This window comes from Sphingomonas bisphenolicum, assembly GCF_024349785.1.
Taxonomy (GTDB): Bacteria; Pseudomonadota; Alphaproteobacteria; order Sphingomonadales; family Sphingomonadaceae; genus Sphingobium; species Sphingobium bisphenolicum.
Map to the genome: position 1 here is coordinate 13187 of NZ_AP018818.1, position 16976 is coordinate 30162.

Consider the following 16976-nt stretch of genomic DNA (forward strand, 5'->3'; position numbering starts at 1 on the left):
AGAAGAAGAATGAAGATAACCGGTTTCATACTGCCATTGGGGTTGCTGCTGACGACGTCCCAGACGGCGCTGGCGCAGTCCTCCACCGCCGCGCCGCAGGAGGGGGCTTCCAGCGACATCGTAGTGACCGCGCGCCGCACCGCCGAGAATATTCAGGAGACGCCGGTTTCGGTCGTGGCTTTCGGGGCGGATTCGCTGCGGCAGGCCAATATCCGCGATACGCAGGATCTGCTGGTCAAGACGCCAGGCGTGTTCCTGGCGGGTTCGGGCGGGCGCGAAAACACCAATTTCTCCATTCGTGGCCAGTCCAAGGCGCTGGCCGGCAACAGTGCGCCCGGCGTCATCAGCTATTTCGCAGAAGTGCCGTCTCCTACGGTCGGGTCCAGCATTCCTACCTACGATCTGTCCTCGGTTCAGGTGCTCAAGGGGCCGCAGGGGACGTTGTTCGGCCGCAACACGACCGGCGGCGCGATCCTCTATTATCCGACGGCGCCGGACTATAAGCTGGGAGGATATGCCAAGGCGTCCTACGGCAATTACGACGCCAAGTTACTGGAAGCCGCAGTCAATATACCGTTGACATCGGATACGCTGGCCATCCGCGTCGCCGGGCAGATACAGAAGCGCGACGGCTGGACGAAGAATATCGGTATCGGCGGCGACCCGGACGATCTCAATTCGCGCGCGATCCGCGGGTCGATCCTGTTCGAGCCGAGCGCCGCGTTCCGCAACACGCTGATTGTCGATTATTATCACAATGACGCGGTCGGCGGCGCGTCCGTGCTGACCGATGTGCTGCCCGGCCCCAACGGGCTGACGGCGACGGGGACGGCCAAGGCAGCGCTGGCTCAGTTGGCGTTGCAACGCGCGCGCGGGCCGCGCGTGATCAATTCGGACATCGATGCGTTCGAAAAGGTCGAGCGTTTCGGTATTACCAACCGGACCGAGTTCGATCTGTCCGACGACATCACCTTCATCAATATCTTCGGTTATCGGCGTACCAAGATCGACTATTATTCCAGTGTCGATGGATTGCCCACCTTGATCGCAGACGGCAGCGGTGCGATCCCCGCCGGGCTGCCGGTGACGATCGTGGGTGGGCGTCAGACATCCGACGTCCGGCAGATCAGCGACGAAGTGCAATTGAAGGGATCGGCGCTCGGCAATCGTCTCGACTGGCTGGTCGGGGCCTTCTACCTGGACAGCAAGCCGCTCGGGCCGTCGGGCACCTATATTCCCGTCTTCACCCTGCCTGGTATTACCGATGCTCGCTTCAACTACAGTTTTTACAGCGAAAAGAGCCGGGCACTGTTCGGCAACGTCAATTATGAGATCGCGGAAGACCTGCACGTCAATCTGGGCGTGCGCCACACCTGGGACAAGATTGAGGCCTGCGTCGGCGGCAGCCTTAATAACCAGCCCGTCGTTTCTCCGGATGAATGCGCCGAAGGCGCGGCAACGATCCGCAATTCGAGCGTCAACAAGACTTCGTCCAAGGCGCTGACCTGGCAACTGGGCATCGACTGGAAGGCGTCGGATGCGATCTTCCTCTACGCGATCACGCGCCGGGGCTATCGCGCCGGTGGCATCAACAGTCCGACGCTGGCCGGGCGGCTGGCACCCTTCCAGTCTTTTGCCCCGGAAAAGGTGACGGATGTGGAGGTCGGCATCCGCTCCGACTTCACCATGGGCGACGTCAAATTGCAGTTCAATGCGTCGCCCTTTGTCGGCTGGTATAATAATGTACAGGTGCCGATTTCGGGTCTCAATACCCAGGCCAGTTGCAGTACGACCGTACCGGGCGGGACCAATCCGCCAAAATCGCCGGACGGCGATTGCGACGCCAGCAACGATCCAAGCGGCGGTACGCTGCTGGTCAATGCTGGCAAGACCCGTGTCGCGGGCCTCGATCTTTCAACCCGCATCCAGCCGACGTCGACATTGTCGTTCGACGCCGGTGCAACCTTCCTCGATCTCAAGTCGCGCTCGTTGACGGTGCCTGCCGATCTGCAATCCTATCTCGCTGCGCTCGAGGTGCCGTTCAATCTGGTTGCAAAGACGACGGTCACGGCTGGCATGCGCTGGACATTACCGGTGCCGCCCTCGCTGGCGGAAACCGTGTTCAGCCTGGACTATTATCATTCCAGCAAGGTTCGCTCCTCCGACCAGGTTCTGCCCGCCTATGACCTGGTCAATGGACGACTGGACCTGAATGGTGTGGGTGGAAGCAAGGCCGACATCAGCTTTTTCGTGCGCAACCTGTTCGACAAGAAATATCTGGCGTCGAGCAATGTGGGATCGGCGGCGCTGGGGATATTCAGCGGATTCTACGGCGCGCCGCGCACCTATGGCGTGGAGGTCCGCTATCGGTTCGGCGACTGACGGCAGGCACTGAACGCGGTGCGTCAATTCCGTCCTGTCCGCAACGGCCGCCTGGCCGCGTAAGGCGGATGACGCACCAGCCATAATGCACAGAAAAAGACTATAGGGAGGACCGTCGATGGCGCAGACCGAAGCCGATCAGGATCAGGCCGAAAGCCGCGAACAACTTAGCCGGTGGCTTGAGGATGTCCTGGGCTGTTCCGAAGTCATGCTGGAAAAGCAGCGGCGCTGGCGTCCGGTATGGCGCGCCACGGCGCAACAAAATGGCGTGAAGCGCGACTTTCTGCTCAAGGGCGACCGCACCTGGCCGACCCATCCCTATCCGCTCGTGTATGAAATGCGCATGCAGCGCGCGCTCCATGAAAATGGCATTCCCATTCCCGCCATATTGGGCATGTGCGACCAACCCAACACCATCGTGATGGAGTGGATAGAAGGCGGGCGGGATCCCGGCCTGGTCCAGCAGGCGATCGAAAGCGCGTCGGTCATGACCGAGGATCGGTGGGCCGCATCCCTGCGCTACATGGAGATATTGGCGGATATACACCGCTTGCCGAGCCAGCCCTTCGTCGAGGGCGGTGCCTATTTGCCGCAGGGTTCACGCGAGATCGCCCTGCACAATTTCGAACGCTTTCATGCCATGACGGCCGAGCAGGGCATCACCGATCCGCTGCTGGAATTTTGTGCGCGTTGGCTGCGTCGCAACTATCCCCGACATCGGGAATCCCTCTCCTTCGTTACGGGCGATTGCGGCCAGTTCCTTTCGGATGGCGTCGAGGTGACCGGCATATTGGATGTGGAAATCGGGCATCTGGCGGATCCCATGCGCGATCTGGCCTGCTTCCGGGGGCGTCACCCGATCGAGAATATGGGCGATGTCGCCGCCCTGTTCCGTCACTATGAAACGGCAATCGGTGTGCCGCTCGACTATGATGCGATCGCCTATCACACCGTGTCATTTCTGGCCGAAGCCATTTACGGCCCTCTGTTCGGGATGCACGAGATGGGACGCGGCGGTGATTGGGTCGAGGCGGCTGTACAGGTGCCTATGATCGCACGGCGATGCATGGAGGCCTTGGCCGAGATATTGGACGTGCCGCTCGATGACATCGTGCTTCCGCCTCCCGCCGCCGTCGACCAGAATGACTTGGCGCTTCAAAAATTGCAGGCCGAGATTGAGCGTTTGCCGGAAAGCGGATCGCTGCAAGGATGGCAACGCAATATCCTTGCCTCCATTCCTCACTATCTCCGGAACCAGTTGCGCTATCGCGATTGGCTGCGCGAAGAGGATGCCAAGGACGTCGAGGCGCTGCTGGGTGCTGCCTATGCCGATGCCGCCGAGGGTCAGGTCGCATTGATGCGCTTAATCGAGAAGAGCGCGCCTGCTGATGATGCCGCCCTCACACGCTTCTTTCACCGGAGGATGCTGCGCCAGTGCCTGGTGATCGCAGGCCACGATGCGCCTGCCGATCATCTTGTTCTGGTGCCTATGGAGCCCTTGTTGCGGGGATAGGCGCATGGGCGCCCCGTGGGCTGTGGGAATATCTATCTCGCATTGGCTTTCGATGGGGTCGAGATACCTATCCAACGATATGTGTCTTCTCCGTATGAAAAGATAAAATGCTTGGATAGAAATATCAGGCGGTAGCGAACAGCGTGATGCGTAATAATTGTGTGATGTCCTGCCGTTGTAGGCATTCAAAATGCTTTGAGCGAAAAAAATAATAATAAATCAATAATATGCGCCATTTTATTTAAAGAAATGTCAAATAAAAACGAAAAATGAAATAATAATAAATAATTTAAACTTCGTAATTTCATAATATTAATGGTGGAGGGGATGACATGGGTAAAATATTCCGCGCAATCCTTATGGTCGGTACGGCAATGGGTGTCGGATGTGCAGGCGCAGGCCATGCAGCAGAAATGGCCGAGCAAGGCGCCAGCGCCGATGACAATGGCGGCGTACGCGATATCATCGTGACGGCTCGCCGCACTTCGGAGAATCTGCAGACGGTTCCTGTGGCCGTTACGGCACTCGATCCGACGGCGTTGCTAGAACGGCAGATCGTCGAAGTAGCGGATGTGGGCCGCGCGGCACCGGGTTTGTCGGTGCAATCCGGCGGCACCGGCAACGCATCGCTCATATATCTCGCTATCCGGGGCAATGCGCAGAACAGCCCCAATTCATTTTCCGATCCTGCGGTCGGCATCTATGTCGATGGCGTCTATTACGGGCGACCGATCGCCGGGAATCTCGGGCTTCTCGATCTGGCTTCGGTCGAGGTCTTGCGCGGAACCCAGGGAACCTTGTTCGGACGCAACACGACGGGTGGCGCATTGAACATGACGACCGTGCAGCCGGACGGCAATTTCGGCGGCTATGTCACTGGACGCATCGGCAACTATGAAAGCTGGTCGATCGAATCCGCGCTGACTCTGCCGATTTCGGGTGACGAATTGTCCCTGCGCTTGGCTGGACGCTATGGCGAGAGGGGCAAGGGCTTTGGCGACAATCCCATAAGAGGGGTCGATGCAGCCCGTATCGATCACGACATCGCGGCCCGTGGTACGCTGAACTGGGAGCCGTCGGCGATCCCGATGACCGTATCCCTGTCGGCCGACTATGCCAATATCAAGGATACGTACAATAATGTCGCTCTACGCGGTATCAACCCGACAGGACCGGCACTGGCACTCTATTCCGGCCAATTCGACATTGCGAGCTTCCTCCAGAGCAAGAGCCGCTTTTACAGAACTTATAATGATCCCAACACGGGCAACGCCAACATCGATACGCCATATAATTATAACAAGACATGGGGTGTCCGTGCTACCATCGAATATGACCTGGGCGACGTTAAGATCAAATCAATAACGGCGTATCGGGAGGCGGATACCGGGGATGGCACCGATCTTGACGGTACGCCTGCCAAGATCGCGGCCTATGCGAGCGATTATTCGCAAAAACAGCGTAGCGAGGAACTGCAATTCTCCGGCAACCTGGGGAAATTGGAGTTCATTTTCGGTGGTTTCTATTTCAAGGAAACGGGTGATGAGCAATCCCAGTCGCTCGTCTTCCAGGATACCGATTTCGGCTTTAATCTGGCCCCGGCCAACACCAACCTGGCCACGTACAAATCGGAATCCAAGGCTCTGTTCGCGCAGGCCAATTACAGCCTGACCGAGCGGCTGCGCGTGACGGGTGGCTTCCGCTATACCTGGGACAAGCGTTCGATCAACCGCATGGGCTATATCGGTGGGATACCGGGCTTTTCCGGTTCGTTCCTCTCCAACGGCAAACTGGTCACGCTGCCTCCTACGGGGCTATGCGCCGTGGGGGCCAATGCGAATCTGGTAGCCCCTGGCCCTGATTGTATTGACCCCGTCACCGCCAAGTTTGATTATCCCGCCTGGCTGGCCAGCGTGGACTATGATCTGGGAGATGGAAAACTCGTCTATGTAAAGACAGGCGGCGCTGCATTGGCCGGTGGTCTCAATTCGCGACCCACTCCGCCCGATGCCAGTTCCTTTGCGCCGGAAAAGGTCAAGGACGCCGAAATCGGTTTCAAGGGCGACTTTTTCGACCGGCATCTGCGAACCAATTTTGCGGGTTTCTACATTTGGCGGAATGGCGCGCAGAATGTCGTCAATGCGCTGGTCGGCGCCAATCTAACGCAGTTCGTCCAGAATGCTGGAGACGTGAAAGCCTATGGCGTCGAGTTTGAAAGCACCCTCATTCCTTGGCAGGGCATGGAAATCAGCGGCGCCATATCCTGGCTGAAAGCCAAATATGCTGCGGGATCGTTCACGGCGGCAGGGCTGGGCGGCACAGTGGATCGCAGTGGTGAAGTCGTGCCGCGCGCGCCGCGATGGACATGGAATGTCGGCGCAACGCAGCGTTTCCCCGTCAAGGGCGGCGAAATCGCGGTACATGCCGATTATGCCTACACATCTGCCGTTTATCAGGACTATGCCACCGCGGATTTGACGACGCCTGGGCTTAACGACGGCGTCAACGACGCGGCGGAGCGTGCGGCGGCGATCAGCTTCATCGATACCCAGAACAGCTTCAGTCGGCTCAAGGCCTATGGGGTGCTGAACGGGAGCGTGAACTTCAAGCTCGACGGCGGAATGGAGTTCACCCTTTGGGGCCGCAACCTGACGCGAGAGAAATATTATAACGCGATCTTCAACGGCTATGGGACTTTCGGCACCGCGATCGGCTTTACCGCAGCGCCGCGCACATGGGGCGCAACGGTTTCCTATCGTTTCTGACATAGGGTCATGGGTGAGGTGGCGTCGTCCACTTCACCCATAGACTGGATCCGGCCTGCATGGACGATCCTATCTTTCGTCAGGGGTTCCATCGCTGATTTACCGCATAACCGGCCGTTCACGAGGCGGACGGTCATGCCGTGTTTCAACGTTCAAGGTCGAAAAATGGATATCAGTCAATCGGTGGACAGTGGCGACAAGGCTATGATCATATTGCAAAGCCTGGTCTGCTATTTGCGTGAAAAGAACATTCTTTCACGATGCGATATCGAGGAATTGTGCGAGCGCGTCGAGGCGCGCGAAAAGGAATTTCCCTGCGATCAGCACCAGGCTGCGGCAGCGGCGAAGGATATGCGCGACCTGGGCGAATATTGCGGGAAGCGATATGGCGGGAAGCGGCGTCGCTGCCTTTAGGTCGCTGCTCGACGGGTCATGATGGGGTTCTGCATTACGCGATTTTACCAAACGGCCGTCCGCAGATCGAAATAGCGGAACCGGGGGCTGCGATCATCGTCAATCGTCCGCTTTGCCTGTGTTTGTTGTGCAATATTCGGGGAATGGATGGGGGAGGCATATAGGAAAGGAATATGTCTCCTGCGCGACATATGTCGTCCCGGCGATAGTCGTGGCGGGGGCATGGGATGCGCTGTTGGCATAGCCTTCGTCACAGTGGATAAAAATGAAATAGGATGAGTGATGCGCAATCCGTCAATAATGGATGCCGGTCCGCAAGCGATACCGGAAAACGCATCGCTTTCCGCTGATGGGCGATCACTGCTTTCGTGGACAATTGTCGCGCTGTTTCTGCTCAACTGCCTTAATTATATTGATCGCCTGCTCTTCTCGGTCGCCCAGGAAATGATCAAGGTCGATCTCCATCTTAGCGATTTCCAACTGGGCCTGATTGGCGGACCCGCGTTCGCCATACTGTACACCGTTTTCAGTTTCCCGATCGCGCGGGCTGCAGACCGCGGTCGACGGGTGGGGATCATCGCCATTTCGCTGACATTGTGGAGTGCAATGACGGCCTTTTGCGGAATTGCGGCCAATTTCGTCCAGATGCTCATCGGGCGCGCCGCCGTCAGCATTGGCGAAGCGGGATGCACGCCAGCCTCGCATTCTCTGATCTCCGACGCATTCCCCGCGCAACGTCGAGCGACTGCCATCGCCATCTTTGCGGTTGCCGGTCCCTTTGGCGCAATCGTCGCAGCGGTGGGCGGAGGCGCTCTGATTGCCGCTTATGGTTGGCGCACGGCTTTCGTCATCTGCGGGATGGCCGGTATCGTCATGGCCCTGCTGTTCCGCACCACCGTAGCGGAACCGCCGCGCAGCCAAAACCGACCGCACCATTCCGCGTCGTTCGTCGACACGGTCCGCCAGTTGCTGGCCCGGCGCAGCTTCGCCCTGGTGGCTATAGCGGGGGGTGTTGCCGGGATCGGCTCCTACGCCAATCAACAATATATGGTATCCTTCCTCATGCGTGGGCATGGTCTGTCCCTCGCCAATGCGTCGGCGTTGATGGGGCTGGTGATTGGTGGCGTCGGCATCGTCTGCACGCTGCTGGGCGGCCCGATGATGGATCTCGGCGCGCGTCGCTACCCCCGGATCAAAGCCTGGCTCCCTTCCTTCGGCTTGCTCTGGTGCGGGGCGCTATATGCTGTCGCATTTCAGATTCCGACGGTTGGGCTTGCGGTGATGTTGATGGTGCTCGGGTCCATGGGGCAGCATTTCTACATGCCCGCCATGTATGCGCACGGGCAGGACGTGGCCCCCCCGCATATGCGCGCCATGGCCTCCGCCATGATTATCGCCACAAGTTCCATATTGGGCTATGGATTGGGCCCGCCGCTGATCGGTCTTGCCAGCGATATATTGGGGGAAAGCGCGCGGGTGTCGGCAGGCCTCAGCCTGGCCGATTGCGCCAAGGGGGCAGTCGCGGCCTGCGAGGCGGCAAGCGCACAGGGGTTGCGCCTGTCGCTCAGCCTGGGATCCTGCTTCTTCATCCTGGCCGCTGGTTTGTTTGCGTGGGCGAGCCGATGGATAGTCGCGGACGTGCACGATGATGATCGGCACTGACTTGCCATTCGCGATCTACAGGGAAATAATGATCCTGCACCTTAGGATCGAACCAAGATTCGATCGGGGGCGAGGAGGTTGAGGATGCGACCTGAAGCCGACCTTGGTCTGCCGCTCTGTGCCCCGCACACTGCGTCGCACTTCCATGTCGAACGGCGGTTCCATACGAATGGCATTTTCGCCGATATCCGTCACTTCGGATGGACCCAGAGCAGCCGATCTGTTTTTCGACCCGATTCCTACTATCTGGATTTTTCCATCGGCCCGCGCTGCCCCACGGCGCGTTTCTTCAACAGCGAACGCCAACTGGCGGATCCGCCAGGCGACGTCGTCTTTCTGCCCAAGGGCGGCGCATTTGCGACCCTGAGCGAACCGGGCGAGCACAGCCTGCTGTGCCTGACATTTGAAAACGACCGGGCGATGCAACTGTTCGAGGATGACAGCGTCGCCGATCTGGCGGCATGTCAGGATGTTCAGATCGGTCGGGTGCGTCAGGGCCTTGCCCGGCTGGTGGAGGAATTGCGCAATCCGGGCTTTGGACAGGATATATTGCTCGAAAGCATGGCGTTGATGCTCGTCGTCGAACTGTGCCGGCATTTTCGCCAAGCCCAATATGATGACCGCAGCGCACATGGGCAGATGCCCGGCTGGCGCTTGCGTCGCATCAAGGATAAAATAGAGGCCGATCTGGCCGAGATGCTTTCGGTCGCCGATCTGGCCGCCGAAATCCGCACCAGCCCGCGTCACTTGATCCGGACTTTCCGGGCCACCACCGGCATCACGTTGACCGATTATATCGCCAGCCGCCGGATCGCGCGTGCGCAAGACCTGCTTGTCCGTGACGAGGCGATGATCAAGGTGATCGCCGGCAATTGCGGCTTCCAAAGCGCTGCCGCTTTCTCGGCCGCCTTCCGGAAGGCGACCGGCATGACACCTCGAGAATATCGCGAAGAGCGTGGTGTATCGCGTTGAACCAGTTCTACGTTGGATAGCCTATCCGATATGATGTGAAGCAGCGTGCTTCATGTCCGCCTGACGATGTTTGGGCGTTCCGGCTGTAGGCATCGGCATTGCGGGAAATGCCCCGCCGCCGTCACAATCCGTCCCATCAAGAAGGACGGATTTTCTCATGAGCAGCTATCTCGATCGACTGATCGCCGATCCTACCAGTTTCCACGACGCGCCCTATACACAGGCCTTCACGCTCAGTCGCGAAGAGATCGACCGGCTGCATCTGGAAGGCGCGCGCAAGCGCTTTGCCGAATTGCGGCCCGGCCTGTCCGTGCTGGACAAGCTGGCGCGCGAGCAGGGTATCGACGCGATCAAGACGATCGACGATCTGGCGCCGCTGCTGTTTCCGCACACCGTCTACAAATCCTATCCGATCAGCTATCTGGAGCGCAGCCGCTTCGACAAGCTGACCAAATGGCTCGCCGGCCTGACGACCAGCGACATTTCCCATGTCGACGCCAGCGGGGTCGAGACGATCGACGACTGGATCGACCTGCTCGACGCGGAAACGGACCTGACCGTCCAGCACACGTCCGGCACTACCGGTAAGCTGAGTTTCGTCCCTCGCAGCAAGAAGCAGTGGCGCGAGACGATTGTCCATTCGGGGGTCATCATCCGCGACTGGTGGCCGGACCGGGGGCCAGACATCGTCAAAGACGGGATGCCGATCATCATTCCGGGCTATCGCTATGGCGCTGCCGCGATGCAGCGCGGCAACGGCATCCAGGTTGACCTCTATGCCAAGGGCGAAGAAAACACTCTGTTCCTTTACCCCAACGCCCGGTTCAGCGCGGACATCGCCTCGCTGGGCGGTCGCCTGCGCGCGGCGGAGGCGCGGGGCGAGGCCGGCATGGTCGACATTCCGCCGGTCCTGCTGGAACGGCGGGAGGCGCTGCTGGAGCTGGAGCGCCGCCGGCCCGACGACCTCAAGCATTTCTTCAGCGAGGCGCAGCGCCGCTTCGGCGGGCGCGACGTCTATGTGACGGCGATGTGGGCGATCCTCTACGACTGGGCCGAGGAGGGGCTGAAACGCGGTCTCAAGAACGTCTTCGGCAAGGGCAGCGTGCTGCTGACCGGCGGCGGCAAGAAGGGCAAGGAACTGCCCGACGACTGGCGCGAGCGCGTGATCGAATTTCTGGGTTTCGATACGATCTATGAAATGTACGCCACATCCGAGCAGATGGGTCTGTCGATGATGTGCGAGCATGGCCATTATCACGTCCCACCCATCCAGATCCCCTTCCTGCTCGATCCGGCGACCGGAAAGCCCCTGCCGCGCAAGGACGGCCTGACCGGCCGCTATGCCTCGTTCGACCTGATGCCCAACAGCTATTGGGCCGGACTGGTGACGGGGGATGAGATCACTTTGGCAGGCTGGGAAAAGCCCTGCGCCTGCGGTCGCACCGGGCCGTACGTCATTCCGCCGGTGCGCCGCTACAGCGAGCAGGAAGGCGGCGATGACCGCATCGTGTGCGCCGGCGCCCCCGAGGCGCACGACCGCGCCCTCGAATTTCTTGCCGAACTGTCGATGTGAGTAGAGCCATGACCGATCCATTCCGCGTGCCCCTAATCATCCGGGGCCAGATTATCGATGATGCCGAGGTCGACTATGGCGGCCGCCGGGGTGGCGTCAGCTTCTCGGTGCCCGACATCGCCAAACATGTGGCGCGCCTGCCGCTGCGCACGCCTTCGGCCATGGCCGACCTCTATGCGCTGAGCTTTGACGAGATACTGGATTTCCTCGTCGCCCTGGGGCAGCGGCTCGATTTCGGTCAGAACCGGCATTTGCAGGAAGCGTTTCGCCTGTCCTGCCAGACCTCCGGCCTGTCCGAGAGCATATTGCGCGTCCACTTCCAGCATATCGGCGCGGCCTTCGATCGCACCGAAATGCGCCGGATGATGGAACGCTCCTGTGGTGTCGACTATCTGGAAGGCTGGGTGGATCAGGGAGTCGGTAGATTTCCCGGACTGACCGCCCGCACTCGCGCCTTTGGCGCGCGGACGGTGCATGTGATCGCCGGAAATGCGCCCATCGTGTCGATCCTGACGGTGATCCGCAATGCGTTGACCCGGTCGGACGCGATCATCAAGCTGCCCTCCAACGATCCGCTGACTGCCGCCGCACTGGTGCGCACGATGGTCGAGATGGACCCCGACCATCCGCTGTCGAAACATGTCTCCGTCGCCTATTGGAAGGGTGGCGACGATCAGGTGGAATCGGCGATATACGATCCGCGCGGCGTCGAGAAGATCGTCGCCTGGGGCGGGTTCGATTCGGTCAAGCATATCACCCGCTATCTGCAACCGGGCATCGACCTCATCACCCAGGATCCCAAGCTGTCGGGGACGATCATCGGTCGCGAAGCCTTTGCCGATGAAACGACGCTGGTTCAGGTGGCGCGCCGTCTGGCGCTCGATATCGGCGCGCAAAATCAGGAAGGATGCGTGTCCGCACGCGTCATCTACGTCGAATGCGGCACGGACGAAGCCGGGCTGGAACGGGCCAATCGACTGGGGCAGATGACCTTCGACGCGCTCCTGCGCCTGCCCGATCATCTGAGCACGCCGCACAAGGCGTTCGACGGCGCGCTTAAAGCCGAGATCGACGGCATCCGCCTCAATGACGAGGATTATCGCATCTTCGGCGGTCGCACTAACGAGGGGGCGGTGATCGTCAGTCAGGAAGAATATCCGGTCGATTTCTCCCGCGCTCTCGCCTGCCGCGTGGGCAATATCGTGCCCATCGACAGCAGGGAAACGGCCGTCAGCGCAGTCAACGCCTATACACAGACGATCGGCATCTTTCCCGAAAGCCTCAAGGACGAGCTGCGCGACCGCCTCGCTTTCCAGGGCGCACAGCGGATCGTGTCGCTGGGCGGTGCGGCGACGATGCAGCATAATATGGAACGGCAGGACGCGATCGAGCCGGTCCGCCGCATGCTGAAATGGGTGACGGAAGAACAGGCATCGGGCGAGATGCTGGCCGCGCTCGCAGGCTGAGAGGAGCCAGGGACATGGTGGAAGCTGATCTGGTGATTCGGGGCGGCACGATCGTCGACGGGCAGGGCGGTGAGCCGTTCGAGGCGGACATCGCCATCATGGGTGGCCGGATCGCGGCGATCGGTGCTGATGTCGGGCGGGGCCGCGAGGAGATCGATGCCCGCGACCTGCTCGTCACGCCCGGCTTCGTCGATGTCCACACCCATTATGACGGGCAGGTCACCCGGTCTGACAGTCTGGTGCCGTCCGCCGACGATGGCGTCACCACCATCGTCATCGGCAATTGCGGGGTCGGCTTCGCCCCATGCCGGCCGGAGGACCGCGAGGCGCTGGTCAATGTCATGGAGGGGGTAGAGGACATTCCCGAAGCGGTGATGGCGAAGGGCCTGCCCTGGAACTGGGAAAGCTTCCCGGACTATCTGAAATCCCTGGAAGCGCGCGCCTGGGATGCCGATGTCGGCGCCTATATTCCCCATTCGCCCCTGCGCGTCTATGCGATGGGCCAGCGCGGGCTGGACCGCGAGCCGGCCACCGCGGCCGATGTCGCGCGGATGGCGGATCTGGTGGCGGAAGGGATGGCGGCCGGCGCGCTCGGCTTCGCGACGTCGCGATCGCTGGTACATCGGCGCGGTGACGGCGCCTTCATCCCCTCCTTTCAGGCAGACAGCGACGAACTGGTGGCGATCGCCCGATCGGTCGGGGATGCCGGGCGCGGCGTGCTGCAGATGATCCCCAATCTCGATACCGCCGACTGGTCCAGCGATCTTGACCTGATGAAGCGCATGACCAGCGCCTCGGGGCGTCCGCTGACCTATTCGCTGGCCCAATGGTCGACCGATCCGCAGGGCTGGCGGCGGACCATGGATGCGCTGGCCGAACATAATCGCAGCGGTGCAGGGCCGGTGCTGGCGCAGGTGTTCCCCCGGCCGATGGGCGCGATGTGCGGCCTGTCGACATCGGCCAACGCGTTCAGCCATTGTGCAAGCTATCGCGCGATCGCCGACCGGCTGCTGGCCGAAAAGGTGGCCATCATGCGCGATCCCGCTTTTCGCGCGCGACTGATCGCGGAGGAGCCGGACGAGACGCCGACGCCGCTGCATCGCTTGCTGCGCACCTGGGACAATATCTATCCGCTCGGCGCCGAGCCGGACTATGAACCTTCACCTGACCAGAGCATCGCCGCGCTGGCCACAAAGCGCGGCGTTAGTCCGGTCGAGCTGGTCTATGACCTGATGCTGGAACAGGACGGGCATACGCTGATCCTGATGCCCTTTTCGAACTATGCGGAAAAGTCGCTCGATCCCGCCCTGGCCATGATGCGCGATCCCTACAGCATCGTGGGACTGGGCGACGGCGGCGCGCATTATGGCATCATCTGCGATGCCAGCTATCCGACGACCATGCTGGCCTACTGGACCCGCGATCGGGCTGGCGAGCAACTGACGATCCCGGCGGCGGTCAAGGCGTTGAGCGCGGATAATGCCGATTTTCTGGGGCTGCGCGACCGGGGACGGCTGACACCGGGGTTGAAGGCCGACATCAACCTGATCGATCATGGCGCGCTGCGCCTGCATACCCCCCATGTCGTGCATGACCTGCCCGGCGGCGGACGTCGCCTGGCGCAGCAGGCCACCGGCTATCGCGCCACGATGGTCAGCGGGATCATCACCCGGCGGGACGGCGCCGATACCGGCGCGCGTCCCGGAAGGCTGATCCGCGCCGCCTGATCAGGCGCGCGGCCGGATGTTCGTCCCGCCCGTCAGTCCATGGCGGATGAAGGGTGAGGCAAGGAAATCATGCGGAAAGCCGAGCGGTGTACGGCTCACTGCATCCAGCCGTTTCAGTTGCGCGGGCTCCAGCGTGACGCCAAGCGCGGCGACATTGTCCGCATATTGGCGCATCGTCCGTGCACCCAGCAGCGGCGATACGACCGCTGGATTGGCAAGGGTCCAGGCGATCGCCACTTGCGCCGAGGTGACGCCCATCTCGTCGGCGACGCCCTTGACCGCGTCCGCAATGGCCACCACGCGCGCATCGACGCGGCCTCCCGCTTCGAGCAGAGCACCGCGACCGCCAGTCTCGCCGGCATGGGCGCTGCCGCCGGTCGCATATTTGCCCGACAACATGCCGCTCGCCAGCGGCGACCAGGGCATGACGCCGATACCCAGCGCCTTGGCGGCGGGGATAAGGTCGCGCTCGGCCGTGCGCTCCACCAGATTATATTCGGACTGCAAGGCCACCAACTGGCTCCAGCCACGCAATTCCGCCATGGTCTGCAACCGGGCCATCTGCCAGGCGGGGGTGTCCGACAGGCCAAGATAGAGGATCTTGCCCTGTGTCACGAGGTCGTCGAACGCGCGCAATATCTCGTCTGCGGGCGTGGTGTCGTCCCAGACATGGAGGAAGAACAGGTCGATCCGATCCGTCTTCAGCCGCTTGAGGCTCGCTTCCACCGTTTGCACCATATTGCGGCGGCTGTTGCCGGCGGCATTGGGGTTGCCGACCGAATGAGTCAGCGAATATTTGGTGGAAAGGACCAGCCGTTCGCGCTTCGCCTCCGCGAACTTGCCCGTCAATATCTCCGACGCGCCGTCGGCATAATAGCCCGCCGTGTCGATAAAATTGCCGCCCTGATCGACATAGCTGTCGAAGATGCGGCGGGATTCCTGTTCGTCGGCGCCCCATTCTTCGCCAAAGGTCATGGTTCCCAGCGCCAGCGGCGAAACGCGCAGGCCCGAGCGGCCAAGCAGGCGATAGCTGTCGAGCGACAGCGGCTGAGTAGTCGTCTGTGTCATGATCTGGTTCAATCTTTCGCTGCTTCCGTGACGACCCAGTGCATCATCTTGTGCACGGGCCATCCCCCATCGTGCGGCAGGCCGCCGAATTTTCCGGTGTTGATGTTGCCGAGGCCGACGATGCGCTGGGCGCCCGCCGAGGAAAGCCCGTCGCGCACCTCGGCAATGCGGGAGGGGGGATAGACGCCGACCGACTGGGTCGCGACGGTGACATGCTGTATCGCATCGGCCAGCCGGTCCACTGCGACGACATTGACGAGCTTGCCACCCGGATTGAACGACACGGGCTCGCTGGAGCGGATGACCATGCCTTTGCCGTCGGGACGTCCGAACAGGCGGTAGATGGGTTCCAGATTGCCCAGCATGTCCAGTTCGTCGATCAGCATGGCGGGTGGCAGCGGGCCATCGGGACCAGTACCATAGCGGATGTCTTGGCCCATCGCCTCCACCAGCGCTTCGCAATAGCGGTCGACCTCTTCGTCCGATCCCTCGACGAACTGGAAGCGGGCGCAACTGCACGCATCCTGGTTGAAGGCGATGATGTCGGCTGCGCTCCTCTCGGCGATGGTCGCGAGGGGCACGCCGTCGAACGCTTCGCGACCGATCAGCGAGATGGACACCTTAGGATCGAAGGACATGATCTCGAAGCCCGGTGCGGCATATTGCATGGCATGGCGTACCGCCGCCTCGCCGCCCCAGACCGCGAGCTTGTCGAAATATTGCGAGCGCAGGATGTGATTTTCGATGCTGACATCGCCGCCGCGCCAATAGGCGGCGGAGAAGGAGCGCGTCACAGGATGGTTGGGGCCGACATCCGCCATCGTCCGTAGCAGGGCGGTCGCCGTGAACATGTCGTTGGACGGCATCTTCAGCAGGTGGACGCCCTTGCTGATCGCCCCTCGCACGATCGTGACCGGCGGCACGATCGGGGCGTTGCCGGCCAGAACATGCACCATCCGCGGCGGGAAGGCGCGGATGTCGAAGGCCGTGCCCTGAATATCGCGTCGCGCCCAGCCATCCAGCACGTCGAGCGATCCCAGCGACTGTTCGGCTTCCGCCTCGACCGCGTCGCGGGTGAAGAACCAGGCGATGTCGCGATAGCAATTCTCCAGGATGCGGGCGCCCAGACTGTTGCAGCGCAGATTATAGGCCGCGGCTTCCTGGAGATGGATGTTCCGGTCGAAATCGAGCGCCTTGCCGACTTCGACGAGAAAATCCACGATCTCCGCAAGCGGCGTGTCGAAGGCGGGACCGGGCTGGCTTCGCGGCCAGATCAGGGAGTCCAGATCGATCGACGGGGTCATGACCGTCGAGCCGCTGGCCCGCGAACGATGCTCCACGGCGGCGTCGAGTTGGACCACGCCCTTGATCACATGGGGAACGAGCAACCGGTCATTATCGGGGATGATTTCATGCAGCATGTCTGTCTCCCGT

At 61.2% G+C, this 16976-nt stretch carries 11 protein-coding genes; 9 read left to right on the forward strand and 2 right to left on the reverse strand.

What is annotated here, in order from left to right; all coding sequences use genetic code 11:
• Nucleotides 1-9: 9 nt before the first annotated feature.
• The 9 genes from SBA_RS18545 (at nucleotide 10) to SBA_RS18585 (ending at nucleotide 14474) form a co-directional block, all read left to right on the forward strand.
• Nucleotides 10-2382, forward strand: coding sequence for a TonB-dependent receptor (locus SBA_RS18545; protein WP_261937130.1), 2373 nt, complete (start codon nucleotides 10-12; stop codon nucleotides 2380-2382).
• A 118-nt stretch (nucleotides 2383-2500) separates the two neighbouring features.
• A complete protein-coding gene (locus tag SBA_RS18550; RefSeq protein ID WP_261937131.1) occupies nucleotides 2501-3895 on the forward strand; it encodes a phosphotransferase in 1395 nt (464 codons plus the stop codon).
• Nucleotides 3896-4227: 332 nt separating this feature from the next.
• Nucleotides 4228-6660, forward strand: coding sequence for a TonB-dependent receptor (locus SBA_RS18555; RefSeq protein ID WP_261937132.1), 2433 nt, complete (start codon nucleotides 4228-4230; stop codon nucleotides 6658-6660).
• Between the two features lie 135 nt (nucleotides 6661-6795).
• Nucleotides 6796-7074: a hypothetical protein gene (locus tag SBA_RS18560; protein ID WP_449325378.1), complete on the forward strand. Its 279-nt coding sequence runs from the start codon at nucleotides 6796-6798 to the stop codon at nucleotides 7072-7074.
• A gap of 444 nt (nucleotides 7075-7518) precedes the next feature.
• Complete coding sequence (locus SBA_RS18565; RefSeq protein WP_261937501.1) at nucleotides 7519-8736, forward strand: spinster family MFS transporter; 1218 nt, start codon at nucleotides 7519-7521, stop codon at nucleotides 8734-8736.
• A gap of 84 nt (nucleotides 8737-8820) precedes the next feature.
• Nucleotides 8821-9708 (forward strand): helix-turn-helix domain-containing protein, encoded by an 888-nt coding sequence (locus SBA_RS18570; protein ID WP_261937133.1) that lies wholly within the window; start codon nucleotides 8821-8823, stop codon nucleotides 9706-9708.
• Between the two features lie 157 nt (nucleotides 9709-9865).
• Nucleotides 9866-11281, forward strand: coding sequence for a long-chain-fatty-acid--protein ligase (locus tag SBA_RS18575; RefSeq protein WP_261937134.1), 1416 nt, complete (start codon nucleotides 9866-9868; stop codon nucleotides 11279-11281).
• A gap of 8 nt (nucleotides 11282-11289) precedes the next feature.
• Complete coding sequence (locus SBA_RS18580; RefSeq protein ID WP_261937135.1) at nucleotides 11290-12747, forward strand: acyl-CoA reductase; 1458 nt, start codon at nucleotides 11290-11292, stop codon at nucleotides 12745-12747.
• 14 nt (nucleotides 12748-12761) lie between these two features.
• A complete protein-coding gene (locus SBA_RS18585) occupies nucleotides 12762-14474 on the forward strand; it encodes an N-acyl-D-amino-acid deacylase family protein (protein ID WP_261937136.1) in 1713 nt (570 codons plus the stop codon).
• On the opposite strand, the gene SBA_RS18590 is transcribed toward SBA_RS18585, so the two are convergent.
• Nucleotides 14475-15554, reverse strand: coding sequence for an aldo/keto reductase (locus SBA_RS18590; protein ID WP_390902486.1), 1080 nt, complete (start codon nucleotides 15552-15554; stop codon nucleotides 14475-14477).
• The gene (locus SBA_RS18595; protein ID WP_261937138.1) at nucleotides 15551-16963 is read right to left on the reverse strand and encodes an acyl-CoA reductase; all 1413 of its coding nucleotides are present in this window, start codon (nucleotides 16961-16963) and stop codon (nucleotides 15551-15553) included. Before SBA_RS18595 ends, SBA_RS18590 begins: the two co-directional genes overlap by 4 nt.
• Between the last annotated feature and the right edge of the window lie 13 nt (nucleotides 16964-16976).